Genomic DNA, 25,582 nt, shown 5'->3' on the forward strand with positions numbered 1-25,582 from the left:
GTGTTGAAAAAGCCATTCCTGCTTCTGGCTGGTATGCTCATGTTGACAGCAGAGCTCCATGCCTCAGTCGATACATCCGATCAGCAACAGGACTCTCGCATTAATCAGATCGGTGCAAGCCCTGTGGAAACTCGGCCGTATTCTGAAATCAAACATCACGTCCATGATGGCCCGGTCGAATTATTCCTGGTTGAGGAAGTGACTTCCGTTGACCAGTCGCTGCACACCGTCGTTATTTACGACGGAAGCCGATACGAACTGAAAGGGCAGGTGGATTGGCTCAGTCCTGGAAAAGGCAACATGCCTCCTGGTGGCTGGGCATTCACTGTCTTCGCCTCTACAAAGGAAACATACGCTTGCTCGCCGGAGGTGGTGCAATCAGGCAACGGTTCATGTGTGCTGTTTGTGCCGAAAAATGAAGAAACACCGCTGTAAAGTCACAGCCCTGATTATCACAAATTTACAGACGATAATCAGGATGACGTTTCCACGGGCTGACAGGGAGGAAACCTAAAAGCCCATAAATTGAAGGTAGTCGGTATACCAGGATAATTATCCATTGTTGGGGTAACCGGCACGGCGACCGCCACCCGTAAGGGTTTTACAAACGAGTTGAGCATATGAAAATCATGATCAGGGTAATCGTATCTGTAGTGGCAATGGCCGTTTCCGCTCAGGTTGTTTCGGCAGAAATGCAATCGGTGAATTTTGTGGTGCCATCTTCAGTGGCAAATCAGGATCCGACCGGCGTAAAAAAATTACGCATGAATTTGGACCGGTTTTTTGTTAATTCTCTGGTCGAAGGGGAGCAGCAGCAACTGGTACAGCCGGTTTATTTTGAAGGGCCATATCGCTATTCACTGATCCGTGCCTTTGATGGCAATAACACCGTTATTCATCTGGCAGGCAGTAAACATGTTTTATCGGGTGTGTCGGGCAGGTTTACGCCTATGCAGGCGGGTAAAAAACTGGTGGCGTTACGTGACAGCGAAGACACCGTCTTGGTTTGTCAAGAGAGAGTGCTGCGGTTGAAGTTCGCTAAATGCTGGCAGGTTGTTCACAGTGATCTGCCGCTCGCAGTGATCCCAGAAGAAACCGAGTGAATGCATCGTAAAGTGGTCACTTTCGATCGCGCTACGTGAAATCCGAAGGAGTTTGCGGATGATTATGGCTGAATCGGTAGAATTACCGAGCTTGATTTCGTTGGGTATTACAGTTGCCAGTGCTGTGTTTTTTGTTTACTTCTGGAATAGGGATAGGCTGGGTTTTTTGTTGGTCCCGACGTTTTTTGTTTTTCTTTTGGCTTTGTCGGTCTTTTTGACTTGCTGTATGCTGCCAACTGTCAACACTGAAGACACGAAGCAAGCTAAGCATTATGCGACAGAATGCGTGTTGTTAGAAATGGGCATACCGACCCAGTTCGGCAGAATGAATAAACTGAAATGCCACGAGATCATCGAGCATGTTGGAACGGACTCTTACCAGTGGCATATGGCTCTGTACGAAAAGCTGAAGCAGAAAGAAAAGGTATAAAAAATCTGCGATCGGCGATCGGTGTGATATGCTGATGGCAACTGAAGTAGCGAGCGTGTCTGAGGGGACGCGCCGCGCGAGGGGTTCCCCCAGAGCGGGGTAGATTAAGCCACCAGCAAAATGCCGCACTAATCATGCGGCATTTTTGTTTCTAGCCATACATCACTTTAATGTAACTTCAGATCTGGAGTCATTCAGATATTTCAGGCATAAAGCTTTAAAGTCAGACTTCCATTCCTCAATTCGAAAATCATAGCGTTCTTGAAATGCACTTGTCTCTGTGTACATGGAGAACGCATAATTCTGATATAACTTTAGGGCAGTGACTGGCTGGTTAAGAGAGAAATATGCGTCGATGCATTCTTTCATCATCGGGTAGTTATGATTGGTTTTTGTGCCGCCGAAATTTAAGTCAAGCCCACCACTAGTGACTTTTTGAATAACAGGATCTGAGCTGAGCTCTGAAAAATCCATGCCTTGCTTCAAAAAATAAAGCACTTTGTCATGCGGTACTCCGAATCCCCAGTTCGACACATAAGAATTTAAGGCGGCTTTGATACTCAGAAGTCTATTTTTCGATTGTTGATATAAACCGGCTAAAGCGAGCCAGTATTCGCTGGATTCTGTGAATGAATTACAGGCCATTAGGCCGTAATGAATTGCATCCTCGATCTTTTGTTTTTCGCGAAAATGCTGTGATTGCTTAAACAAATTAACGGCAAGCAGGGGTTGTGTGCCCATTTCATCGAAAAGTCCAAAGTTTGCTCCTAGCCCTGTAATATCAAGGGCTACAGATAGTGTGTTATACGACAGTATTAACACTTGATACTATTACATTGAAAAATTAAAGGTTCTAATTTCCTCAGTAAGGAATTATCAATAAATAAAGATAGCGTTCGTTTAGATAATTCATAGGCCAATATATATGTTTTGACGAATGTATTTCCTTGGTATATCTTACACACATTAAATATAGGAGAAAGTATGGAACCACTACTGCTGTTTAAAATTTTAGCCGACCAAACCAGACTGGATATCGTGCTACTGCTAAAAGCATCTGGTGAACTGTGTGTTTGCGACATCTATACGGCCTTGAATTTATCGCAACCAAAGACTTCTCGACATCTAGCAATGCTTAGAGAGTCGGGTCTTTTGCTCGATTCAAAACATGGTAAATGGGTTCATTATCGATTATCTCCAGCATTACTACCGTGGGTGAAAAGTATCATTGATGTCACCTATGCCACAGAGAAAAATAGAGTTGCAGATTTACTCAAAAGCTTAGAGACAAAAGAACCTGCGAGTAGCTGTTCTATATAAAAATTTTTAAGTTAACATATTCGAAAAAACATATATAAGGTTGAGATATGAAAAAATTAGAAGTATTTGATCCCGCATTATGCTGTAGCACTGGTGTTTGCGGAACCGAAGTCGATCAAGCATTGGTAGACTTCGCAACAGATGTGGATTGGTTAAAAAAACAAGGGGCAAGTATAAGGCGTTTTAATTTAGCGCAAGAGCCTATGGAGTTCGTTAACAACACAAAAGCAAAAACATTTTTGGAAACCGCAGGCGCCGAGTCACTTCCACTATTGATTCTTGATGGTGAGATTGTGCTGACTGGTCGATACCCAAAACGACATGAGCTAGCAAGATGGTTTGGTATTCGGCCGAATATTGAAAAAGCCGAAATTGTTAAATCGTGTTGTGGTAATGGTAAAACGTGTTGTTAACAGGAGCAATAAAATGAAATTTTTAGATAACACACCTAATTATTTATTTTTTACTGGAAAAGGTGGTGTGGGTAAAACTTCTATTTCTTGTGCGACCGCAATTAAGTTGGCTGAAAAAGGGAAAAAAGTCTTACTGGTGAGCACTGATCCAGCTTCTAACGTTGGGCAAGTATTCTCTCAATCGATAGGCAACAATATTAAGCCAATAACATGGGTTCCAAATTTATTTGCTATTGAAATAGACCCTCAAGCTGCCGCTGAAGAATATCGAAACAAAATTATTAATCCAATCAAAGAAAGTTTACCTGAAGCGGTAATTCAAAGTATTACGGAACAGCTATCAGGTGCCTGTACCACAGAGATTGCAGCTTTCGATGAATTTACTGGGTTGTTAACCAATACCGAAATTACAAAGCAATTTGACTATATCATTTTTGATACCGCACCAACGGGGCATACCATCCGTTTATTACAACTCCCGAGTGCATGGAGTGATTTTATTACTGATAATCCTGATGGTGCGTCATGTTTAGGGCCAATGTCTGGTCTTGATAAACAACGTGAACAGTACAGCATGGCGGTGGAAGCGTTGAGTGATAAATCACTAACAAGGTTAGTATTAGTTGCACGACCTCAATCAGCGGCATTGAGAGAGGTTGCGAGAACCTATAGCGAGTTGTCATCTCTGGGTATCAGAAATCAGCAATTAATTGTCAATGGTGTTTTCCCTGAAACGGCGGTGACTGAAAATGATAAGTTATCCCATGCGCTCTACTCTCGTGAACAAGCGGCATTAGAGTCTATGCCTGAAGCACTACGCTCGTTACCTGTCGATATTCTTTATTTACAAAATATCAATATGGTGGGTGTCGATGCACTGAAGCAGTTGTTATCTAATGAGATGCCACAAATTCCAACTATTACTCCGACAAAACAACCTATTTCTTTACCTACCTTGTCAGAACTGGTTGGCGAAATATCTCAGCAACAGCATGGGCTGATTATGTTAATGGGCAAAGGTGGTGTAGGGAAAACAACGATTGCGGCATCAATTGCAGTTAAATTGGCAGAAAAAGGGCTTGATGTACATCTGACCACATCTGATCCAGCTGCGCATATTGAATCAACCCTCAATGGTGTTTTACCCAATCTTCAAGTTAGCCGAATTGACCCTATCGCTGAAACTGAGCGTTATCGTAATTATGTCTTAGAAACCAAAGGGAAAGATTTAGATGAAGAGGGGCGTGCATTACTAGAGGAAGATTTACGCTCTCCATGCACAGAAGAAATAGCGGTATTTCAGGCATTTTCTCGCATCATTAGAGACGCGGGTAAACGTTTTGTCGTCATGGATACTGCGCCGACTGGACATACATTATTACTTCTAGATGCAACAGGGGCATACCATAAAGAAATTGCTAAAAAAATGGGCGAAAAAGGCCACTATTTAACACCGATGATGCAATTACAAGATCCTGAACGCACCAAAGTTATTATTACGACACTCGCTGAAACTACGCCTGTGCTTGAGGCGGAGAACTTACAAAATGATTTAATACGGGCAGATATACATCCGTGGGCGTGGGTGATCAATAACAGTCTATCTATCACGGAAACAACATCACCATTGTTACTTTCAAGAGCAGAACAGGAAGTCGCTCAGATTGAAAAGGTGACATCAACATTGGCAAAACGTGTTGCTATTGTTCCTTTGCTTGAAACAGAGCCTGTGGGGATATCTGCATTAAGTCAGCTCGCAGAATAAGTTTTATTTTCTAAAAATAAAAGGTGCGGAAAAGCACCTTTTCATGAGGTTTTTATGTTTATTGCCGCATTCATTTTTATTTTAACGATCACCTTTGTTATTTGGCAGCCCAAAGGACTGGGTATTGGCTGGAGTGCTACGGCAGGGGCCGTTTTAGCCCTTATTTTTGGCGTCATTAGCTTTCAAGATATTCCGATAGTTTGGAATATTGTGTGGAATGCCACAGCGACATTTGTTGCAGTCATTATTATCAGCCTACTTTTAGATGAAAGTGGTTTCTTTGAATGGGCGGCATTACATGTTGCCAAGTGGGGCGGGGGTAAAGGAAGACTGTTATTCAGCTATATTGTGTTACTTGGTGCAACGGTGGCTGCTTTATTTGCCAACGATGGTGCGGCATTGATATTAACGCCCATTGTGATTGCAATGTTACTTGCGCTTGGTTTCAATAAAGGCACGACGTTAGCCTTTGTCATGGCGGCAGGGTTTATCGCAGATACAGCAAGCTTGCCGCTGATTGTCTCGAACCTCGTTAATATTGTTTCTGCGGATTTCTTTAATATTGGATTTACTGAATATGCATCGATTATGGTGCCAGTAGATATTGCAGCAATTGTTGCAACACTCGTGATGTTGCATTGGTTTTTCCGTAAAGATATTCCTAAACAATATGATGTAACCAAACTGAGTGAACCGACTTTAGCCATTAAGGATATGACTACCTTTAAAGCGGGTTGGTTAGTACTGGTGTTATTACTGGTTGGTTTTTTTGTTTTAGAGCCTTTGGGGATTCCGGTTAGTGCGATTGCCGCTATTGGCGCCTTAATTCTTTGGGTGATTGCAGCCAGAGGCCAAACGATTAATACCAAAAAAGTCTTACGTGGTGCACCGTGGCAAATCGTCATTTTCTCTTTAGGTATGTATTTGGTTGTTTATGGTTTAAGAAATGCAGGGTTAACCGATTATCTTTCTGAAACGCTCAATTACCTTGCGGATAAAGGGTTATGGGTAGCAACAATTGGTACGGGATTTATCACTGCATTTTTATCCTCAATAATGAATAACATGCCAACGGTATTAATTGGTGCGCTATCTATTGAAGGGAGTGACGCGACGGGGTTAATCCAACAAGCAATGGTTTATGCCAATGTGATTGGTGCCGATTTGGGGCCTAAAATCACACCAATAGGGAGTTTGGCGACATTGTTGTGGCTTCATGTTTTATCACAAAAGAACATGACCATTACATGGGGATATTATTTCAAAACAGGGATTATCATGACGATCCCGGTGCTCATAGTCACACTTGTTGCGCTAGTGCTCCGACTTTCACTATTAAATTAAAGGTAACCCAATGAATGATATCACCATCTACCATAACCCCAATTGCGGTACTTCGCGCAATACCCTTGCAATGATCCGCAATAGTGGTGTTGAGCCAACGATTATTTACTATCTTGACACGCCGCCGACTAAGGATGTGTTAGTAAAACTTATTGCCGATATGAAAATCACGGTAAGGGCATTACTGCGAAAAAATGTTGAACCATATGAGCAATTAAATTTAGAACAAGATAACTATACAAATGACCAACTCATTGATTTTATGTTGCAGTACCCGATTCTGATTAATCGGCCGATTGTCGTCACTCCACTAGGCGTAAAGTTGTGCCGGCCTTCTGAAGTGGTATTAGATATTTTACCAAATAGGCAACAAAGTGATTTTATCAAAGAAGATGGTGAGGTTGTGATTGATAAGCAAGGTAAATAAGCGGGGAACTGTTTATAGGCTAATCGATTTATATTGAATGCTTGTTTCTATACGGAAAAATTAAGCTGAGCTGAGTTAATCACATTTATATAAATGTGATTCTGAGTCATTGATGAAATTCCGCCAAGAGTGGCGATTGCATCGATATTAAGTTGAATGATTAGCTATCACTGAGCGCCAAATATTGACCGGAGAGTCACTATTAAAATAGCTATCTCCGGTTTGCTTATCGTAACAAAATCGCAGTTTTTATCATGTTGAAGGCCACTTAAGCTGTATGCCTTCAACGCTTTTGTGCTGTTATCCTTTAACCCCACCTGCGGTTAAGCCATTAACTAGCCAACGTTGTGCGAGTAAAAAGACGACAGTGATTGGAATGGCGGAAAGTACCGCGGCAGCCGCGAAGTCGCCCCATAAGTAGTTCTGTGGGTTGAGATATTGTTGCATTCCGACAGCGAGCGTATAGCTTTCAACATCACGCAATAATAATGAAGCAACGGGAACCTCTGTGATCGCAGCAATAAACGATAAAATAAACACGACGGCTAAAATGGGAACGGATAACGGGAGCAAGACTAATCTAAAGGCTTGCCACGGTGTTGCGCCATCTAAAGCGGCGGCTTCTTCCAGTGAGCCATCGATAGTTTCAAAATAGCCTTTAATCGTCCAAACGTGTAAAGCAATACCGCCCAAATAAGCAAAGATAACGCCACCGTGGGTATTCAAACCAATGATGGGGATGTATTGCCCTAGGCGATCAAATAGGGCATATAAAGCCACAAGAGAGAGTACGGCAGGGAACATTTGGAAAATTAACATTCCCTTTAATATTGTAGACTTACCTTTAAATTTCATGCGTGCGAAAGCATAAGCGCAGGTGGTTGATAGGGTGACGATACCAATCGCGGTAACACCTGCCACCTTTACGGAGTTCCACAGCCATAATAAAACGGGAAAAGGCGGTGGAGTGACTCTACCATCAGCATGTTCAATGCTAAAGCCAAGAGCCAGACGCCAGTGATCCCAAGAGATATGTTCAGGAATTAAACTCCCTGTTGCAAAGTTGCCGGGGCGTAATGAAATCGCGACCACCATTAGAAGTGGAAACATAATGGCAGCGATAAAAACCAGTAAAAATAAATGTGTAAATGCAATGCGCCATTTCTGTGATTTAGCTTGTACCATCGACATAGTTTGGCTTCTCCGTTAATCAAATTTCATGCGGGTTGCTTTAAGGTTAATAATGGCTAAGACACCAACAATTAAGAATATCAACGTGGCAATAGCTGCGGCTAAACCAAATTCTTGCCCACCACCGCCTTCAAAAGCAATCCGATAAGTGTAGCTTACCAGTAAGTCTGTATAACCCGCAGGGGTTGTTGTTCCGATGCGATCTGGACCACCATTCGTCAGTAGTTGAATGAGGACAAAGTTATTAAAGTTAAAGGCAAAACTGGCAATCATTAATGGGGTTAGTGGTTTAAGTAATAAGGGCAGCGTAATGTAAAAGAAATTTTGCAAAGGCCCCGCACCATCCATTGCTGATGCTTCGTATAAATCCTCTGGTATGGCTTTAAGTAACCCCATGCATAAAATCATCATATAAGGGTAGCCCAACCATGTATTGACGATAATAATCATTAATCTTGCAGTATTTGGGTCACTAAACCAGTCTGGTTTTATACCAAACAAGGTGCTCAATACCATGTTGATTTCACCAAAACTTTGATTAAATAACCCTTTGAATATCAAGATGGAAATGAACGCAGGAACGGCATAAGGTAAAATGAGTAGCAGCCTGTAGATTGCTTTCCCTTTAAGTTGCTCCCATTGAATTAGGCAGGCTAACACCATGCCAACCGCGACAGTTAAAACGACGGTCAGTACGGAAAAAACAATGGTCCATAGGAAAATCGCAATAAAGGGTTTTTGAATACCTTCATCCGTAAATACGCGAGCGAAGTTGTCCCAATTAACGGTGACCGTATAGCCAGGAGTAAGGCGTTCGCCTGTCCATTCACCTAAATTATTAATTGCTTCATAATAACCAACTTCATTATTTGGTCGATAAACAACCCCAGTTTTATTATTTGTTAGCAAGCCATCTGCCGCTAAGGTGTATAACGGGTTTGTACTGGAAAATTGGCGTAGAGAGCTAATCACTAATTTAGCACCATTAGGCATCACCGCAGTGATATCAGCCAGTTTTTGCCTGTTTTGCGTGACCGTTCGCAGTGTTGCGCGTTCACCTTCTGGCACTTTTGGCGTTTCTTCTAGCGAAATTTGTTGTTTACCATCTAACGAAAAAGGGGCGGAGCTGAATAATTGCTCACCATCTTTAAGCACGAGCTGCCATTGGTTATCTCGTTGATATAAATTGAAATTTAATGCTTTTCCTGTTTGAAATGACCTATCTAATAGGACTTCTTGTGCTCGCTCAAAGGTGAGTTGGTTGGTGCTGCTATAGTTGGTAAACGCGATGGCGATTGTGGCAACTAATGGGAAAAGCACAAATAAGGCCATTCCAGCCAAGCCTGGGTATACATAGCGCCATGCATAGGTTTTACGATTAGCATAAATATATAACCCCACGGAGCACAATGTTAGGGTTAAAATGGCAAACAGGTATTCCCCTTGTGCATACATTAAAACCACAAGGTAGCAGGATAATAAGCCAAGTAGGCTAACAAGAGACCATTTGACCAAATGGTTCTGCCACCAATGAGGTCGTTTTACGACATCCATGAAGTTGTTCCTCGACAATGGAATGCTTGATGACCCCGCTAAACCTTAACGGGGTCGTTAGGCAAATTATTTCACGATACGTTTTTGCGCATCATTTAATGCATCAGTGACCGTTTGGCGCTCAGAAAGCGCATTCAGGGTTGCAGTACGAACGGCATACCAAAAAGCAGACATTTGAGGGATGTTAGGCATGATTTCACCATTGCGCGCATTTTGCATGGTAGCGGCAATACGTGAGTCTTGTTCCAGTTTCTCTTGGTAAGATTTTAAGGCGACAGCACCGAGTGGCTTATCTTTATTAACGCTTTCTAACCCTTCATCTGTTATTAGGTAATTTTCGAGGAACTCTTTGGCGAGCTCTTTATTTGGGCTGGCTGCGTTGATCCCAGCACTGAGAACACCGACGAAAGGTTTTGACGGCTGTCCGTGGAAGGTCGGTAAAACAGCGACGCCATAATTGATATTGCTTTTATCGATATTTCCCCAAGACCAAGGACCATTGATGGTCATCGCGGTATTGCCTTTATTGAAGGCCGCTTCTGAAATGGAGTAGTCAGTGTCTGGGCTGATATGTTTATTTTTTACCATATCAACGATAAATGAGAGCCCTGCAACCGACCCTGCATTATTAACCCCGATATCTTTAACATCGTATTTGCCATTGACGGACTTAAATGCGTATCCGCCATCAGCGGCAATGAGTGGCCATGTGAAGTAAGGTTCTTGTAAGTTGAACATGATGGCACTTTTGCCTTGTTCACGCAGTTGTTTATCCAGCGCTGGGATTTCTTCCCATGTTTTAGGCGGGTTAGGGACTAAGTCTTTATTGTAGATGAGCGATAAAGACTCAACGGCAATAGGATAGGCAATGAGTTTTCCGTCAAATACCGTTGCATCCCATGCAAAATCAAACACTTTGTCTTTAAATGTTTGGTCAGGGGTGATTTCAGCTAATAAACCCGATTGTGCATAACCGCCAAATCGGTCATGGGCCCAGAAGATAATATCCGGACCATCTCCTGTTGCTGCCACCATAGGGAATTTTTCTTCTAACTTGTCAGGGTGCTCGACACTGACTTTAATACCGGTACTTTCTTCAAATTGCTTACCAACTTCAGCTAAACCATTATAGCCTTTGTCACCATTGATCCAGATGACGAGTTTTCCCTCTTCCATTTTTGCTAATGCAGAGGTAGAGAATATTGCTGTAATTAATGTTGAAAGCACGAGTAGGCGAGTGCTAGTTTTTGTTTTCATGTTCCCGTCCTGTAGTTGTGATAGAGAGCAGTACTGTTTTAAGTTTGCGTTGTCAAAACGATATTCTCATCATCCCCCACTCTACGCCTCCACCTGTTGCATTGTGATCTAATTAACATAATTGCTATTTCTGCAATCAAGGTCACAACAATCAGGTGGAATATCATGGCCTAGCGCCCAAAAATCATCAATAGCTTACGTAATTTTCTCATGACGGTTCAATTTTATCCTTCTTTCTCCTCCCTCCATAAAAAAGTACGGACGGATGATTATTCATTTTCAACAATCCGTTATAGTCCCTGCCATTGAAATATACTTGTTTGCAAACAGTAAGATGTCATGAGGATTAGAAGTATGGCGAGTGTGCAGTTACAGAATGTGACTAAGGCGTGGGGGGATGTCGTGGTATTGAAAAATATCAATCTCGATATCCAAGAGGGTGAGTTTGTTGTTTTTGTTGGGCCATCAGGCTGCGGTAAATCGACGTTATTGCGGATGATCGCAGGCCTTGAAGATATCACTAGTGGTGATTTATTCATCGGCGAAACAAAAATGAATGAAATACCACCTGCAGAACGCGGTGTTGGAATGGTTTTTCAGTCTTATGCACTCTATCCGCACCTGAGCGTTGCCGAAAACATGTCGTTTGGTTTGAAATTATCCGGTGTTAGTAAAGCGATAAGAAACCAACGAGTCACACAAGTCGCCGAGGTTTTGCAACTGGCTCATTTACTTGAGCGACGGCCTAAAGCGCTATCCGGCGGGCAACGTCAGCGTGTCGCCATTGGGCGTACCTTGGTTGCGGAGCCAAACGTATTTTTATTGGATGAACCGTTATCTAACCTTGATGCGGCTTTGCGAGTGCAAATGCGTATTGAAATATCCAAGCTGCATAAACGGTTGAAACGCACAATGATATATGTGACTCATGACCAAGTAGAAGCGATGACTCTTGCCAATAAAATTGTGGTACTGGATGCCGGAAGAGTGGCGCAAGTGGGTAAGCCTCTGGAGCTTTACCATTATCCTGCTGACCGTTTTGTTGCAGGGTTTATTGGATCGCCAAAAATGAATTTTTTACCTGTAAAGGTAACTGCCACCGCAGTAGAACAAGTTCAAGTTGAATTACCCAATAACCAAAAGATTTGGCTACCTGTTGATAGCTCAAATGTTCAAGTCGGTAGCCGGATGTCTTTAGGGGTTCGCCCTGAACATCTTTTACCGAGCAACATTGCCAGCATTGTTTTAGAGGGGACTGTGCAAGTTGTTGAGCAGTTAGGTAATGAAACACAAATCTATATTCAGATCCCTGCTATCTCCCAAAACCTTGTATATCGGCAAAACGATATTGTGTTAGTTGAGGAGGGGGCCTCATTCGCCATTGGTCTGCCACCTGAACGCTGCCACCTATTTCGAGAGGATGGTACTGCGTGTCGTCGGTTGCATAAAGAACAGGGCGTTTAACACTATCCCTACATAATAAAAGCAACTCTAGGAGTATTAAAATGATAACTTTGCGTAAGCATTCGTTAACTATGGCTATTCTTGCAGCAACAGTTCCACTACAGGCATTCGCAGTTGATTTCCACGGTTATGCGCGTTCTGGTATTGGTTGGACGGGAAGCGGTGGAGAGCAAAAATGTTTTCAAGTCACAGGTGCACAAAGTAAATACCGTTTAGGTAATGAATGTGAAACTTACGCAGAGTTAAAATTAGGGCAAGAGGTATGGAAAGAAGGCGATAAGAGCTTTTATTTTGATACGAATGTCGCTTATTCCGTTTCGCAGCAGAATGACTGGGAAAGCACTAGCCCCGCTTTTCGTGAGGTTTTTGTGCAAGGGAATAACCTGATCGACAGTTTACCAGAAGCTGATATTTGGGCGGGTAAGCGTTTCTATAAACGTCACGATATTCATATGATTGACTTTTACTATTGGGATATTTCAGGTCCAGGCACAGGGATTGATAATATTGATTTAGGTTTCGGAAAACTGGCGTTAGCGGCGACTCGCGCTTCTGAAACGGGTGGTTCCTACAACTTCATTAGTAATCAGCAACGTAAGTATGCAGATCGTACTGCAAATGATACCTATGATGTCCGTCTATCAAACCTTGAAGTCAACCCAGGTGGTGTTCTAGAACTGGGAATCGACTATGGGCGTGCAAACCCTTCTGATGGTTACCATTTAGAAAATGATGCCTCAAAAAATGGTTGGATGTTCACTGCGGAACACACTCAAAGTGTTCTCAATGGCTTCAATAAATTTGTTGTTCAGTACGCAACGGATGCGATGACATCTCAAGGGAAAGGTGTGGCGCAAGGCTCAAGTATTAACAATGACGGTAAGCTATGGCGGTTTATTGATCACGGAGGTATTTCCCTCGGTGATAAATGGGACTTAATGTATGTCGGAATGTACCAAAAACTCGACTTGGATAATGGCAAAGGAACGGATTGGTGGACGGTCGGTGTCAGACCTATGTACAAGTGGACACCAATAATGAGCACATTATTTGAAGTTGGGTACGATAACGTGAAATCCCAAGAGGTTGGCTCACATAATAGCCAATATAAAATGACGTTAGCCCAGCAATGGCAAGCCGGAGATAGTATTTGGTCTCGTCCCGCCATTCGTTTCTATGTAAGTTATGCAAAATGGGATGAAAACTGGGGCTATGCGAAAAATAGCAGCGGCGATATTACCAATAATGCATTCCGAGATAATAGCGGTAAAGGCACGTTAACCAATAGTCGTGGTGATAATGACGAATTCACTTATGGCGCTCAAATGGAAATTTGGTGGTAATTACAAAGGGAAGGTAGCGATATCTTCCCATTTATTATCAATGCGATGATAGGTGAAAAATATAATGAAAAAGAAACTTTTAGCGCTGTGTTTAAGTATGGGGTTGCTGGCGGGGGTACCTGCTATCAGTTTCGCAGAAGTGAATATCGTGCCGCAAGATTTATCAGCAGCACCCAATATAGCGACAACTGCATTACAGCAACTATCATGGATACCAGTTAATCCAGCTGAAAAATCAATTATTGATTTAGCTCAACAAGGGCAATCCCTTAATTTCGCCAATATTAGTGGCCCTGTTGCTGCTTATAGTGTTCCTGCCAATATGGGTGAGTTAACCATAAACTTGAATAGCGAAATAAACCGCCATCAAGTGTATTCGCCTAATGTGTTGGTTTTTGACCAAAATATGACGCCTTTTGCTTATTTCCCTAGCCAATATTTTACTTATCAAGAGGCCAGTGTCATGGAAGGTGATAGCCTGAGTGGCACAATTAAACTGACTCCTGCATTAGGCCAAAAACAGCTTTATTTACTGGTGTTTACCACACCGGATGATTTAAAGAACACGACAACTCAAATTGACCCAGCAAAAGCTTACGCGAAGGGTGTCGGAAATGCGGTGCCTGATATTCCAGACCCCATCGCTAAGCACGTAACTCAAGGTAAGTTAAAGCTAAATGTCGCTTCAAATTCGAATTCAAGCGTGTTGATTGGTGCACTATTTGGTTCACCTAAAGTTGCCCCTGTCACTGTGGGGGATACTGCAAGTACATCGGTTGCAGTGGCTACTCCGCCAGTAAAACAAGCCGAAATTTTATCCGGTACAGAAGATTACTTTAATCAGGCTATTAAAAAATCGATTGATAACGGTGATATAGATAGTGCATTGAAATTGCTTGATGAAGCTGAACGTTTAGGATCCAAATCGGCACGTAAGACATTTATTGAAAATGTGAAAAAGCCATAAATTTAAATACCTCGTTGTTGTTCTATGTCCTCTAAGTGCGCGTAATGCGCACTTTTTTAATGATGCGTCGAGCGTGGTGCTGTCTGTTTGCTGTGCTGGCCGTTCCTGCATTAACATGAACCAACTTCGTATGTACGGGGGTGTTCCAGTCTCCTATTCGATTCTAGATTGATCAGAGTGAATACGTTGTAATCGAACTGAAGCTCGCTATAAGCTTATTTTTTATTGTACATTGCAAGTAAAATTTAACTTATGTGATGAAAGAATTATGGATAATTCAATAAATGCTAACCTTAAATATATAACGTTTACGAAAGGTACGAACACCGTTATAGTCAAAAACGGATTCTCATGGACGGCATTTTTCTTTGGTTTTTGGGTGTATCTGTATAGAAAAATGTGGGGGTCTTTTGCTCTGTGGTTAGTTGTTGGTCTTATATTTATAACGTTGTCGCTTGGTGCGAACGGTATTGCAGAAAGTACTGGTGACACTAGGCTAGCATCGGTGATCTTTTTAATTAGAATTTTATATTCTGTGTATCAAGGTGCCACAATCAACAAAAACTATATGTTTAGATTAAAAATGCAAGGGTACGTTTGATTGTGGTGTAATGTGCGGTTATCACGAACTGAGTATCTGATGATAGTGTACTTAGCCTGAACTATATCAGTCACAACACCATTCCTCTCAGTCTTAATAAATCCAATAAAAATGCTGACATGGCAAGCTAAATTGTTTAGTTAAAGTGCTTATCGAGTTATTCATTCTAATTTTTTCAAGGTTGCCTAGTGCGGCCTCTTTTATTAGTGGTGTGAGAGGATGACAGGAGTGTTCCTGTCTTCTACTCGATTTAAACCGCATTATAGCCCATGGTTTGCAGTAATTGGCGAGCGAGTGCCACTGCTTCTTGGCGATGAAGCACGCCCAGTTTTTGATACAGATTGCGAATATGTGTTTTTATTGTGGTCGAAGCCACGTTAAATTCATTGGCTATTTGCACATTGCTATAACCTGAGTAAATCAACCCAAGGACTTGCCATTCGCGTTGAGTTAGCGGGCTAATTCTTATTAACTCAGGAACTTGAGGATGGGTTAATAAGCGATTTACAAAGTTTTCATCAAAGTGAGCAAACTTGTGGCGATGATGTTGATTGATTTCACGTAAAATATGCTGTGCTCTGTGTCTTTCTAGTTCAGAAAGGACATTAAGCTGTAGCAACAAGCGCAATTGCTGCGCCATCGATTCACCTTCAATGACAAAATAGCTCAGAAAACCAGTACGACCCGCAAGATTAAGGGCTTCAATCAGTGTCGATTGGGCGGCATTTTTGTCATTTTTCTGCCAATAAAGTTGATTAAGCAGCAGTAAATTGCGATTTAAATCACTCACTAGCTCCAAATTGCGCGCATTAAGATTCAACTCTTCAAGGATTTCAAACGCGGAGTCATATTCACCAAGTAGAATTTGGGCACGGGCAATATTACGCCATTGACGTTGTAAAAAATGATTACTTGCCAAAGCGGGTTTTAATGTTTGTTGTAACCAGCTTTCAGCGGCAGTTTTATCATTGATTAACTGCCAATAAATGACTCTCGCTTCATCAGCATTTGAGACCCAGTCATCATGATAGATCCCATTGCTGAGTAAATTTTCGATTAAATGCAAATGACTGCGAGCGTTATCAATATCACCACGAACGAGCGCATTGAGTACAACTAAAACAACACATTGCAGCTGTTGTTGAGGTTGGTAATTTGACAGTACTTTCATGCCTAAACGTGCTGCACTTTCCGATTCTTCGAGTCTTCCCCAAGCCCACATTAATTGTGAGCGAATACGTAAGAGAAATTCATGCATAGGCAATTGTTCTAGATGTTGTTCATGAATTAACTCAGACGCTTTTTCTTGAATATCATAGGCTGATTGCAGAAACCCACGCGCGAATAAAATCTCACTTTGTTGCAGCATGCTCCATAGAACATAGTGCCAAGTTGAATGGCGATGGGCCATGGCTTCGATTTCTTGCATCATGCTAAGGGAACGCTGTAAATTCCCCGTGCAATGATGAACTTCACCGAGTACAGATGTTGCAATGATATGCCCATAATAGTTGGTTTCAGGAAGCAAATTGAGCGCGGAGTGTGCCAGTTTCTCTGCTTCATTTGGGTTACCCTTATTGATAGCAACTTGGGCGCGTAGCGCGTCAAATTCACCCCGTAGCGCATGGTCGAGTTCTTTGGTCATTTCTCGCTCGGCGCTATCCAATAAAGTATTCACTTCACCATAGCGATGCTGGCTTTGCATTAACCAAGCTTGTAATAAAATAAGCTTAGGATTATCCAATAGCATTTCCCACGGTATAGCCTGTAATGAGCTTTCGAGTAATGATAATTCACTTTGATGGAATAGCTCCCATGCATGCTGTAGTAGGATGTCCCGTAACATTAATGGATTTTCAGCGGCGAGAGCGTGGTGGATAGCTTCGCTCGGGAAACCCAGTGCCATCCAGCCTTCTGCGGCAGCGTGATGCAGTTGAGGAAGTTCGCTGGCGAGTTCCCATTGGCAACGCTGCCTCAAGAAACTACTAAATAAGGGATGGTAATTAAACCAATCACCGTAGCTATCCATTCGTTGTAAAAATAGCCCTTGGCGTTCGATATCTTCCAATTGCATTTGGCCATTTTCCGTACCAGAAATACGCGCAATTAATGCATCATTCATTGAGCGCAATAATGAACTGGTCAGAAGTAAACGGCGCATTTCCCCATTTACATTGTCGAGAACCTCATCCACTAAATATTCATTTAGGTGACTGGAATTAATCCCTGATAATCGACGTGCGGAGTGTTTTGCTGCATGGGAGTCTTGCTTAGCTGATAGGGCGATTAACTGCAATGCCGTAACCCAACCCGCAACATCATCACATAACCGTTGGCATTCGCTTGTTTCCAGTGGGATTTCAAGGCGATTATCAAAAAATTGTTTGGCTTCTGGATGGGTGAAGGCTAAATGCTGACTGTCGATTTCAAGAAGCTGCTCTTGCACTCGTAAATTAGCAACACCTAACTGAGGGACATTGCGGGAGGAGATAACAAGTGTCAGGTTATCAGGTTGGTGTTTCAAAAAAAAACGCATAGCATCATGAATGGCTGGGTTATTGATCAGATGATAGTCATCAATGATTAGCCAAATGGGGTGCTGCCATTGTGTTAATTCGATAAAAAGCAATGAAAACAATGAGTTTAAATTAGCGTATTGGCGTTTTTGTGCCATTGATTCGCTATTTGGGCAACAACCTTGGGTGGCTTGTTGGATTGCCGCAATTAAATAATGGGCAAAACGTTCCGATTGGTTGTCTCCATCATCGAGTGTGTACCAACCGATATGTTGTTTCTCGGTTGCCCAATGGGAAAGTAACGTCGTTTTTCCGTACCCCGCAGGGCTAGTGACTAAAATAAGGCGGTAATGTGTTGTTGACCCTAATAAAGTTAAAAGTCGCTCGCGCACCACCGTATTTTGATGGCGGACAGGACGGCTTAACTTAGACGGAATTAACATACTCAGTGGGGTAACCATACGGAAGAAGTACTCGCTCGTGATATATCAAAGTTCTTTATATAACTTCTATCAGATTCTAGATTTATGCAAGCATGTTAGATCATTGATCATGACAAAGGTGCGCAGTATCACAATTTACTCTGATTTCGTTAGAACGCATTTTTAGCGTGAGGCAATAGAACAATATCGAAAAGCTTTTATGGGGGGATGAGGCGATCAAGAATATTGAGATAACGGTTAGATGGGATAGGAGGAATGATAAAGATTTAAATTAACTTTTTGATTTTAATTTATTTTTTGTTTTATTTTTCTCCTCCTCCTACCTACTCCCGATAGAATTTTGTCTGGGATGAGGAAGGGGGTTAAAGCGCTCTGCATACTAGGCCAATACATTCTTACTAATAATGAGGTCTGGTTATTTATGTCGCATCTTACCTTCAACAAAACACAATTTCAGGCAGCACTAAAACGTCAATGGCAATTTTTAGGGCTGGAGTCAGAACAGGAAATGACTTCCCACCAATGGTGGCAGGCAATTAGTCATGCTGTTGCTGAGTTATTGGCAGCGAATCCTAAAAAATCCACATCCTCCACACTTCGTCATGTGAATTATATTTCAATGGAGTTTCTGATTGGGCGCTTAACAGGAAATAACTTGTTAAACCTAGGTTGGTACCAGGAAATTGCAGATATATTAAAAGAATACCATATTGAGTTAAGTGATTTACTTGAAGAAGAAGTTGATCCGGCATTAGGGAATGGCGGATTAGGGCGGCTTGCAGCTTGCTTCTTAGACTCAATGGTCACTGTTGGTCAACCTGCGATTGGTTACGGCTTGAATTATCAATATGGCTTGTTTAAACAGTCATTTGTGGATGGTAAGCAAGTGGAAGCCCCTGATAATTGGCAGCGTGATAGCTATCCATGGTTTAGACATAATGCTGAGTTAAATGTACAAGTAGGTATTGGTGGCAACGTCACACAAGATGGTCATGTTTCACGTTGGGAACCTGCTTTTATCATACAGGGTGAAGCGTGGGATTTACCGGTTGTCGGTTATTTGAATAATGAAACGCAGCCTTTACGTTTATGGCAAGCGTCACATGCTCAACCATTTAATTTCGAATTATTCAATGAAGGACACTTTTTAGAGGCAGAAAAAACAGGGGTAGACGCGCAGAAACTGACCCAAGTTTTATACCCAAATGACAATCACTTAGCAGGAAAACAATTACGTTTAATGCAGCAATATTTTCAATGTGCTTGCTCTGTTGCGGATATTTTACGCCGTCACCATCGTGAAGGCAGAGCGATAGCGTCATTACCTGAATACGAAGTGATTCAATTGAATGATACGCACCCAACGATTGCTATTCCTGAAATGATGCGTGTATTGCTGGATGAACACCTGCTCGATTGGGATACCGCATGGAAAATCACGAGCCAAACATTTGCTTATACTAATCACACTCTGTTGCAAGAAGGGCTTGAGTGCTGGGATGAAAGCATTATGCAGCCGTTGTTACCTCGTCATATGCAGATCATTCATGAAATTAATCAGCGGTTTAAAAAATTGGTCGAACAAAAATGGCCAACTGACCAGACGGTTTGGCCTAAAGTTGCTGTGGTTTATGAAGGGCAGGTACGCATGGCAAACTTGTGCGTCGTATCTTGCTTCGCGATTAATGGTGTTGCCGCGTTGCACTCTAAGTTAATCACGACAGATTTATTCCCTGAATATAATCAGTTATGGCCTGAGAAATTTCTGAACATCACCAATGGCGTCACACCACGTCGTTGGATTAAACAGTGTAACCCTGAGTTAGCAGCGTTAATTGATGAGACGGTTAAGCATGAATGGGCTAATGACCTTGAAGCGATCAACGTCTTGGAAGAACATGTTGACGACCGCCAATTCCAGCAAAAATACCGTGCAATTAAGCAACGTAATAAGCAACGATTAGCAGAGTTTGTCAAAGCGCGTACAGGTATCGTGATCAATCCGCAAGCCATGTTTGATATTCAAATCAAGCGGTTGCATGAGTATAAGCGTCAGCACCTTAATTTATTACATATACTTGCTCTGTATAAAGATATTCGTGAGAACCCAACAACACCACGCGTACCTCGCGTATTCTTGTTTGGCGCTAAAGCGGCACCTGGCTATTATTTGGCTAAGAATATTATTTATGCCATCAATAAAGTTGCTGAAGCGATAAACAATGACCCAATTGTGGGGGATCAACTTAAAGTCGTCTTTTTACCTGATTACTGTGTTTCTGTTGCCGAAAAACTTATCCCAGCAGCGGATATTTCTGAACAAATCTCAACGGCGGGCAAAGAAGCTTCAGGAACGGGTAATATGAAGTTAGCGTTAAATGGGGCATTGACGATGGGAACACTGGATGGTGCAACGGTGGAAATTGCAGAACAAGTGGGCGCAGAAAATATATTTATTTTTGGACTGACTGTTGATGAAGTTAAGCAACTGAAAGCGAACGGGTATGACCCACTCACATGGCGTAAAAATAATCCTGTACTGGATGCGGTTCTCACTGAATTAGAAGATGGCACCTACAGTGACGGTGATACGCAAGCCTTTGCACAGTTGGTACAGAGTCTGGGCAAAGAAGGCGGAGACCCTTATTTATTGATGGCTGATTTTGCGAGCTACGTTGATGCACAACAAAAAGCGGCAACGTTATATCAAGATCAAGATGCATGGACACGAACAGCCATCTTAAATACAGCACGCTGCGGCATGTTCAGTTCAGACCGTACCATTGCTGATTATCAAGCGCGTATTTGGCAAGCAAAGCGTGAGGCATAGGAGAGAATATGCAGTGTGAAAGAAAGAATGTTGAAAGGCTCTCGCCAGACATCGCTGCAAACTATATTAATGCCTATGGTCAGTTGCAGGATATTGAATTAGATATCCAGCAAAAGTTGTTTGATGCTATGGGGGGGGAGGCCCCCCATTTAAAACAACAAAGTCTGCCTTTGCCAACCGTAAAAGTCATTCGTGAGAATGATGAAATCAGTATCGCCATTCAAGGGAGTGGCGAGTTTCAATGGGTGTTTGAAACGGAAAATCAGCAATGCCAACACCAAGGAAATGTGTTGGCTGGGCATCCGCTAGTGTTGCCTGCAAATCTTACTGTGGGTTACCACAGTTTGCTCCTTAAGCAGCAAGAAAAGCAATGGCATTGTACGGTGATTGTGGCACCAAAGCGTTGTTATATACCGGCTGAAATTGAGAAGGGCAAAAAGCTGTGGGGCGCGAATATTCAGCTCTATACATTACGATCAAACCGTAATTGGGGGATTGGTGACTTTGGTGATCTTCAGCATTTAGTCGGGGAAATAGCGACTCGAGGCGGTAGCTTTGTGGGCTTAAACCCCATTCACTCATTATTTCCAGCAAACCCAGAAAGTGCCAGCCCATACAGCCCATCTTCACGTAGTTGGCTCAATATTATCTATATTGATGTGGATTCGGTTGCTGACTTTCAATTAAGTGAGCAAGGAAAGCGCTGGTGGGATTTAGCGGAAACGCAGGCTCGTTTACACTCCGCTAGAACGAGTGATCTTGTTGACTATTCGACGGTTACTGAATTAAAACTAACGGCATTAACCTTTGCTTGGCAACAATTTTCATTACGAGAGAAAGCAGACTCATTACGTTTAGCTTTTGAACAGTTTGTCGATGAACGTGGTGAGAGTTTATATTGGCAAGCCGCCTTTGATGCACTACATGCGACCTTGATGGCGCAAAACGAAGCTTATTGGGGATGGCCTGTTTGGCCTGAGGAGTATCGCCATGCAGACTCTCCATCAGTAAAACAATTTTGCACAGAACATCAAGATGAAATCGCATTTTGGTCGTGGTTGCAATGGTTGGCATGGCAGCAATTTTCTGACTGTTGGCAACGTTGCCGTGATGCCAATATGCCAATAGGTTTATACCGAGATTTAGCCGTTGGTGTTACCCAAGGAGGGGCTGAGACGTGGTTCGACAGCAAGTTATATTGTACTCAAGCCTCTACTGGTGCTCCGCCTGATATCTTAGGGCCGCTAGGGCAAAATTGGGGAGTGGCGCCTTTTAACCCATACACCTTAGTAGAACGTGCTTATGCGCCTTTTATCGACTTAATACGTGCAAATATGGAAAATTGCGGGGCATTGCGTATTGATCATGTGATGTCATTATTACGTCTTTGGTGGGTGCCCGAAGGAGAAAGCGCAGCGCGTGGCGCCTATGTGCGTTATCCCGTGGATGATCTTCTGGCTATCTTGGCATTAGAAAGTCAGCGTATGAAGTGCATGGTTATTGGCGAAGATCTTGGTATCGTCCCTGAGGAAATCGTCAGTAAACTGCATGACTATGGTGTGTTTTCATACAAAGTGTTGTGGTTTGAGCATGACGACCAACGTCAAGCCCGACCTCCTGAAATGTGGGCGGAGCAAGCGATGGCTGTCATATCGACACATGATATGGCAACACTAAAAGGATATTGGGAAGGGCATGACTTTGTATTGGGTGAGCAATTAGGTCTTTATCCCGATGCCAACATGTTAGCTCACCTAAGACAGGATCGCGAGGCGGTAAAACAGGGCTTGTTAACCGCGTTAAGGTCGAGAAACACGGATAATCCACTTGCGAACGGGCATTTATCGGCAGATGAAGTATCACAAGATCTTGTCGAGCAATTACATCGTTTTGTCGCGGGCTCAAGCAGTGCATTATTGGGGTTACAACCGGAAGATTGGTTAGGAATAAAGGAGCCCGTAAATATCCCCGGAACCAGTTATGAATACCCTAACTGGCGCCGTAAGCTCACGAATACTTTAGAAGAGATGTTTGCCAGTCAGCACGTTAATCGCTTAATCGAAGAGGTGGATAAACAACGTAACCCTTTGAGTTAACTTTTATTTTTTTTTGGTGGATATGTCCTGTTGTTGGGGCATATCCATTCAAAACGCGACATTTCTTATTTTTTGCCCGCGACGAGTATAACGCAATCACCGAGATAGCAAAGGTGCAACATTTTACCCATTGTTAAGAATGTGCTAGCGGTGTGCGCTAATAATTAAAAAAGGTGAATAGCGATTAAAAATTTCAGCTTCTGGTTTTGCCAATAGGGCTTCATTAATGACTTTGGGCTCTTTAAGTGCATCGATAACAAATCCTGCGTTGAGTAACCCCATAATATAACTTTCGACAGTTCGGTGATATTTAATGACGTTATCAACAAACCATGAGGTATGACGTATAGATTCATCCTGATAATTATCGACAGGCATACAGATAAACTCACCAGACTCATTTTTCATAAATGAAGATGCATGAGCCGTACACATTGGATGTTCAACCGAAAATATAAATTTCCCGCCCTCTTTGAGGTGAGAATAGACCTCGCTTGCAAGCTGATTAAAGTTTTCGATATAGTGGATTGCAAGAGAGGAAATAATAAAGTCAAAATGTTCAACGAATGTCATAGGATCAGTCATTGACGCATGAATATACTCAATATCATCAGTATGGGTCAGCTTTTTGGCTTGTTCTATCATGTTACTTGAAAGCTCAATACCGTAAACTTTTTTCGCCCCTTTACTGTGCGCATACCGTGCAAAATCACCAAAGCCAGATCCCAAGTCGAGAACGATTTTACCTTTTAAATCAGGTAATAGCGCCCTTAGTGCCGGCTCTTCCATGATGCCATTAAGACCTGTATCATTGACTCTTAATGCTTGATAATTTTTAAAGAAAATGGGGTCATCATAAATATTTTGTTCTTTCATGGGGAGTCTCTGCATCGTTATCAATTATCTTCAATCTATTACCACTGATCACCACTGCGAAAGTCACAATAGAGTGGTTGGGAAAAATCAATTGTTTTATCTTTTGTCCATCCAAAAACACCGCCTTCTTCATCAATGGAATGAATGTAAGAGCCTTGTTTGAGCTCATAGAGCTTCCCTTCCCAAACATGCCATCCAACCGATTGATATAAATGGCGGCCTTCTTCAGAAGCAGATAACAGCCCGAGTTGATAACAATTAGCGATTATCTCATTAGTTTCTAACATGAGTTGTCGACCAATACCTTGGCGGCGGTAGTTATCTAAGACCGCCATAGCTTCGACATAGCCTACTGTGACGGGCTGATGACCTAATGCCATATTGCGCTGAACAATGGAAACGTGGCCAACAATATGTTGTTGGTCATAAGCTAAAATATGCATGCCACCTAAAGCGTGCTGAAAGTCATCTCGAGAAAAATCACTGTCAAAGCTTTGGTATAACAAAGTGTAGATAGTCTCTTTTTGGTCATTCGATAACTGCGATGTATGGCGACCGAAATATTGGATAGTCATAGCGTCTCTTAAAACGTTAGAAATAAAAGTAAATAGAATCAACGGTTTTTCTGGGCGACCCAAATATGCCAATAATCTTGTTCAATAATTGGGGATAAATGGGATAGATGATGACGTAATGTATTCACTAAAAAGGTAATTTGATTATCATCTAACTCATGCAAAATGGAACGCCCTGTACGCGCGCTAATATCTTGTTCTAGTGAAGAAAAATTATCATAAATACGTCGAGTCTCACAAAAAACCTGAGAGGAAACAAGTTTGAAGCCATTTTGCTGTAATTCAGTTTCGACTTGTTTCTGAGTGGGTCTGCGTTTAGCTTCAACGTCAATCAGTTTGGGAAAGCATTCAAAGAAGAAACCACGTAAGTGTTGTTCTCCACCCGGGAGGGTAACATTCTCCATGGTTCTATCTTGAATAATAAAGTAGCCTTTATCGGAGAGAACTCGATGAATTTCTTGAAAATTATTATTGTAATCTACTAAATGATGGATCAACGCCCGTTCAAAAACTAAATCAATACTTGAAGAGGCTAAACCTGTTTTTTCAGCATTACCTTGTTGGAACGTGGTTTGTGGATAATCTATCGATTTTTCTCTAGCGGTTTTAACCATATGTTCAGAAAAATCAATACCAATGACATTTTTTGCGCCTAATTCAGCCCACGCTCGGCTGTATATTCCACCACCACAGCCAATATCTGCAACGATTTTATTCTTTATATCCACTTGTTTCTCAATGAAATCCATCCATTCTTTAGCTACTGAACGAGTAGCGTAAGTCGATTTGTTTTTTTCATCATGAAAATCTATAGGCATAGAAAAAATCTCACTTTTAATGATAAGTCCAAACGCAGGGGGCTTCGTTACGTTAAATTCATTTTCCAAGTTTATGAGTGCGAATTGTATTACATATAACGGGTATCTATGATGTCTAGAGTGCTTATTGATAACTTAAATTTGAAAAATATGGGGCTGTAAAATTGAATGTTTTTTGTTTTTTTATCGGTAACTCATCACCTTTAAAAATCATTTAATCTTTAAAGTCGATGATTTTCAGCAATAAAT

General features: G+C 42.1%; 22 protein-coding genes. 14 read left to right on the forward strand and 8 right to left on the reverse strand.

Annotation, left to right across the window (positions count from 1 at the left end; translation table 11 throughout):
* Nucleotides 1-3 precede the first annotated feature (3 nt).
* The 3 genes from SC428_RS05820 to SC428_RS05830 all read left to right on the forward strand — a co-directional run bounded on the left by SC428_RS05820 (nt 4) and on the right by SC428_RS05830 (nt 1,533).
* Nucleotides 4-435 carry a hypothetical protein gene (locus tag SC428_RS05820; RefSeq protein WP_144138807.1) on the forward strand — a complete coding sequence of 144 codons (432 nt, stop codon included), beginning with the start codon at nt 4-6 and terminating at the stop codon, nt 433-435.
* Between the two features lie 185 nt (nt 436-620).
* Nucleotides 621-1,103, forward strand: coding sequence for a hypothetical protein (locus SC428_RS05825; protein ID WP_042847038.1), 483 nt, complete (start codon nt 621-623; stop codon nt 1,101-1,103).
* Between the two features lie 58 nt (nt 1,104-1,161).
* Nucleotides 1,162-1,533 (forward strand): hypothetical protein, encoded by a 372-nt coding sequence (locus SC428_RS05830; protein WP_042847037.1) that lies wholly within the window; start codon nt 1,162-1,164, stop codon nt 1,531-1,533.
* A gap of 162 nt (nt 1,534-1,695) precedes the next feature.
* Here the strand turns inward: SC428_RS05830 and SC428_RS05835 are convergent, their stop codons facing one another.
* Nucleotides 1,696-2,274, reverse strand: a complete 579-nt coding sequence (locus SC428_RS05835) for a hypothetical protein (protein ID WP_042847036.1) — start codon at nt 2,272-2,274, stop codon at nt 1,696-1,698.
* A gap of 243 nt (nt 2,275-2,517) precedes the next feature.
* On the opposite strand from SC428_RS05835, the gene SC428_RS05840 reads away from it, so the two are divergent.
* Genes SC428_RS05840 through arsC form a run of 5 tightly spaced genes read left to right on the forward strand, consistent with a single transcriptional unit; the run spans nt 2,518 to nt 6,802 of the window.
* The gene (locus SC428_RS05840; RefSeq protein WP_042847035.1) at nt 2,518-2,853 is read left to right on the forward strand and encodes a metalloregulator ArsR/SmtB family transcription factor; all 336 of its coding nucleotides are present in this window, start codon (nt 2,518-2,520) and stop codon (nt 2,851-2,853) included.
* A gap of 47 nt (nt 2,854-2,900) precedes the next feature.
* Nucleotides 2,901-3,266: an arsenite efflux transporter metallochaperone ArsD gene (gene arsD, locus SC428_RS05845; protein ID WP_042847034.1), complete on the forward strand. Its 366-nt coding sequence runs from the start codon at nt 2,901-2,903 to the stop codon at nt 3,264-3,266.
* A 13-nt stretch (nt 3,267-3,279) separates the two neighbouring features.
* A complete protein-coding gene (gene arsA, locus SC428_RS05850) occupies nt 3,280-5,031 on the forward strand; it encodes an arsenical pump-driving ATPase (protein WP_191901270.1) in 1,752 nt (583 codons plus the stop codon).
* Nucleotides 5,032-5,085: 54 nt separating this feature from the next.
* Complete coding sequence (locus SC428_RS05855) at nt 5,086-6,375, forward strand: arsenic transporter (protein WP_166267946.1); 1,290 nt, start codon at nt 5,086-5,088, stop codon at nt 6,373-6,375.
* A gap of 10 nt (nt 6,376-6,385) precedes the next feature.
* Complete coding sequence (gene arsC / locus SC428_RS05860) at nt 6,386-6,802, forward strand: glutaredoxin-dependent arsenate reductase (RefSeq protein WP_094963199.1); 417 nt, start codon at nt 6,386-6,388, stop codon at nt 6,800-6,802.
* Nucleotides 6,803-7,102: 300 nt separating this feature from the next.
* Here the strand turns inward: arsC and malG are convergent, their stop codons facing one another.
* From malG to malE, 3 genes are all read right to left on the reverse strand, one after another.
* On the reverse strand, nt 7,103-7,993 hold the full coding sequence (malG, locus tag SC428_RS05865) for a maltose ABC transporter permease MalG (protein WP_094963198.1): 891 nt from the start codon (nt 7,991-7,993) through the stop codon (nt 7,103-7,105).
* Nucleotides 7,994-8,008: 15 nt separating this feature from the next.
* Nucleotides 8,009-9,547: a maltose ABC transporter permease MalF gene (malF, locus tag SC428_RS05870; RefSeq protein ID WP_094963197.1), complete on the reverse strand. Its 1,539-nt coding sequence runs from the start codon at nt 9,545-9,547 to the stop codon at nt 8,009-8,011.
* 66 nt (nt 9,548-9,613) lie between these two features.
* Entirely contained in the window at nt 9,614-10,804 is a 1,191-nt protein-coding gene (malE, locus tag SC428_RS05875) for a maltose/maltodextrin ABC transporter substrate-binding protein MalE (protein ID WP_094963196.1), read from the reverse strand.
* Nucleotides 10,805-11,158: 354 nt separating this feature from the next.
* On the opposite strand from malE, the gene malK reads away from it, so the two are divergent.
* The 4 genes from malK to SC428_RS22175 all read left to right on the forward strand — a co-directional run bounded on the left by malK (nt 11,159) and on the right by SC428_RS22175 (nt 15,179).
* Nucleotides 11,159-12,268 carry a maltose/maltodextrin ABC transporter ATP-binding protein MalK gene (gene malK / locus SC428_RS05880; protein ID WP_094963195.1) on the forward strand — a complete coding sequence of 370 codons (1,110 nt, stop codon included), beginning with the start codon at nt 11,159-11,161 and terminating at the stop codon, nt 12,266-12,268.
* A 41-nt stretch (nt 12,269-12,309) separates the two neighbouring features.
* Entirely contained in the window at nt 12,310-13,611 is a 1,302-nt protein-coding gene (locus SC428_RS05885; protein WP_094963194.1) for a maltoporin, read from the forward strand.
* Nucleotides 13,612-13,675: 64 nt separating this feature from the next.
* A complete protein-coding gene (gene malM, locus SC428_RS05890) occupies nt 13,676-14,578 on the forward strand; it encodes a maltose operon protein MalM (protein ID WP_094963193.1) in 903 nt (300 codons plus the stop codon).
* 268 nt (nt 14,579-14,846) lie between these two features.
* Nucleotides 14,847-15,179, forward strand: coding sequence for a DUF2628 domain-containing protein (locus SC428_RS22175; RefSeq protein WP_094963192.1), 333 nt, complete (start codon nt 14,847-14,849; stop codon nt 15,177-15,179).
* 250 nt (nt 15,180-15,429) lie between these two features.
* On the opposite strand, the gene malT is transcribed toward SC428_RS22175, so the two are convergent.
* Nucleotides 15,430-18,138, reverse strand: a complete 2,709-nt coding sequence (gene malT / locus SC428_RS05895) for an HTH-type transcriptional regulator MalT (protein WP_094963191.1) — start codon at nt 18,136-18,138, stop codon at nt 15,430-15,432.
* A gap of 421 nt (nt 18,139-18,559) precedes the next feature.
* On the opposite strand from malT, the gene malP reads away from it, so the two are divergent.
* Nucleotides 18,560-20,968 carry a maltodextrin phosphorylase gene (malP, locus tag SC428_RS05900; RefSeq protein ID WP_094963190.1) on the forward strand — a complete coding sequence of 803 codons (2,409 nt, stop codon included), beginning with the start codon at nt 18,560-18,562 and terminating at the stop codon, nt 20,966-20,968.
* Nucleotides 20,969-20,976: 8 nt separating this feature from the next.
* Nucleotides 20,977-23,064: a 4-alpha-glucanotransferase gene (gene malQ / locus SC428_RS05905; protein ID WP_094963189.1), complete on the forward strand. Its 2,088-nt coding sequence runs from the start codon at nt 20,977-20,979 to the stop codon at nt 23,062-23,064.
* A gap of 144 nt (nt 23,065-23,208) precedes the next feature.
* Here the strand turns inward: malQ and SC428_RS05910 are convergent, their stop codons facing one another.
* From SC428_RS05910 to SC428_RS05920, 3 genes are read right to left on the reverse strand one after another with little or no spacing between them, the layout of a single operon-like run.
* The gene (locus SC428_RS05910; RefSeq protein WP_172412311.1) at nt 23,209-23,940 is read right to left on the reverse strand and encodes a class I SAM-dependent methyltransferase; all 732 of its coding nucleotides are present in this window, start codon (nt 23,938-23,940) and stop codon (nt 23,209-23,211) included.
* 38 nt (nt 23,941-23,978) lie between these two features.
* Entirely contained in the window at nt 23,979-24,515 is a 537-nt protein-coding gene (locus SC428_RS05915) for a GNAT family N-acetyltransferase (RefSeq protein ID WP_094963187.1), read from the reverse strand.
* Nucleotides 24,516-24,553: 38 nt separating this feature from the next.
* A complete protein-coding gene (locus tag SC428_RS05920; protein ID WP_094963186.1) occupies nt 24,554-25,333 on the reverse strand; it encodes a class I SAM-dependent methyltransferase in 780 nt (259 codons plus the stop codon).
* Between the last annotated feature and the right edge of the window lie 249 nt (nt 25,334-25,582).

The sequence above is a fragment of the Providencia sp. 2023EL-00965 genome, from assembly GCF_033550225.1.
In the GTDB taxonomy this organism is placed as follows: Bacteria; Pseudomonadota; Gammaproteobacteria; order Enterobacterales; family Enterobacteriaceae; genus Providencia; species Providencia manganoxydans.

Bases quoted from the DNA above. Each gene is read 5' to 3' on its own strand.
- SC428_RS05825 (WP_042847038.1), top strand. From the start codon at position 621: ATGAAAATCATGATCAGGGTAATCGTATCTGTAGTGGCAATGGCCGTT.
- SC428_RS05830 (WP_042847037.1), top strand. From the start codon at position 1,162: ATGATTATGGCTGAATCGGTAGAATTACCGAGCTTGATTTCGTTGGGT.
- SC428_RS05835 (WP_042847036.1), bottom strand. From the start codon at position 2,274: ATGGGCACACAACCCCTGCTTGCCGTTAATTTGTTTAAGCAATCACAG.
- SC428_RS05840 (WP_042847035.1), top strand. From the start codon at position 2,518: ATGGAACCACTACTGCTGTTTAAAATTTTAGCCGACCAAACCAGACTG.
- arsD (WP_042847034.1), top strand. From the start codon at position 2,901: ATGAAAAAATTAGAAGTATTTGATCCCGCATTATGCTGTAGCACTGGT.
- arsA (WP_191901270.1), top strand. From the start codon at position 3,280: ATGAAATTTTTAGATAACACACCTAATTATTTATTTTTTACTGGAAAA.
- SC428_RS05855 (WP_166267946.1), top strand. From the start codon at position 5,086: ATGTTTATTGCCGCATTCATTTTTATTTTAACGATCACCTTTGTTATT.
- arsC (WP_094963199.1), top strand. From the start codon at position 6,386: ATGAATGATATCACCATCTACCATAACCCCAATTGCGGTACTTCGCGC.
- malG (WP_094963198.1), bottom strand. From the start codon at position 7,993: ATGTCGATGGTACAAGCTAAATCACAGAAATGGCGCATTGCATTTACA.
- malF (WP_094963197.1), bottom strand. From the start codon at position 9,547: ATGGATGTCGTAAAACGACCTCATTGGTGGCAGAACCATTTGGTCAAA.
- malE (WP_094963196.1), bottom strand. From the start codon at position 10,804: ATGAAAACAAAAACTAGCACTCGCCTACTCGTGCTTTCAACATTAATT.
- malK (WP_094963195.1), top strand. From the start codon at position 11,159: ATGGCGAGTGTGCAGTTACAGAATGTGACTAAGGCGTGGGGGGATGTC.
- SC428_RS05885 (WP_094963194.1), top strand. From the start codon at position 12,310: ATGATAACTTTGCGTAAGCATTCGTTAACTATGGCTATTCTTGCAGCA.
- malM (WP_094963193.1), top strand. From the start codon at position 13,676: ATGAAAAAGAAACTTTTAGCGCTGTGTTTAAGTATGGGGTTGCTGGCG.
- SC428_RS22175 (WP_094963192.1), top strand. From the start codon at position 14,847: ATGGATAATTCAATAAATGCTAACCTTAAATATATAACGTTTACGAAA.
- malT (WP_094963191.1), bottom strand. From the start codon at position 18,138: ATGTTAATTCCGTCTAAGTTAAGCCGTCCTGTCCGCCATCAAAATACG.
- malP (WP_094963190.1), top strand. From the start codon at position 18,560: ATGTCGCATCTTACCTTCAACAAAACACAATTTCAGGCAGCACTAAAA.
- malQ (WP_094963189.1), top strand. From the start codon at position 20,977: ATGCAGTGTGAAAGAAAGAATGTTGAAAGGCTCTCGCCAGACATCGCT.
- SC428_RS05910 (WP_172412311.1), bottom strand. From the start codon at position 23,940: ATGAAAGAACAAAATATTTATGATGACCCCATTTTCTTTAAAAATTAT.
- SC428_RS05915 (WP_094963187.1), bottom strand. From the start codon at position 24,515: ATGACTATCCAATATTTCGGTCGCCATACATCGCAGTTATCGAATGAC.
- SC428_RS05920 (WP_094963186.1), bottom strand. From the start codon at position 25,333: ATGCCTATAGATTTTCATGATGAAAAAAACAAATCGACTTACGCTACT.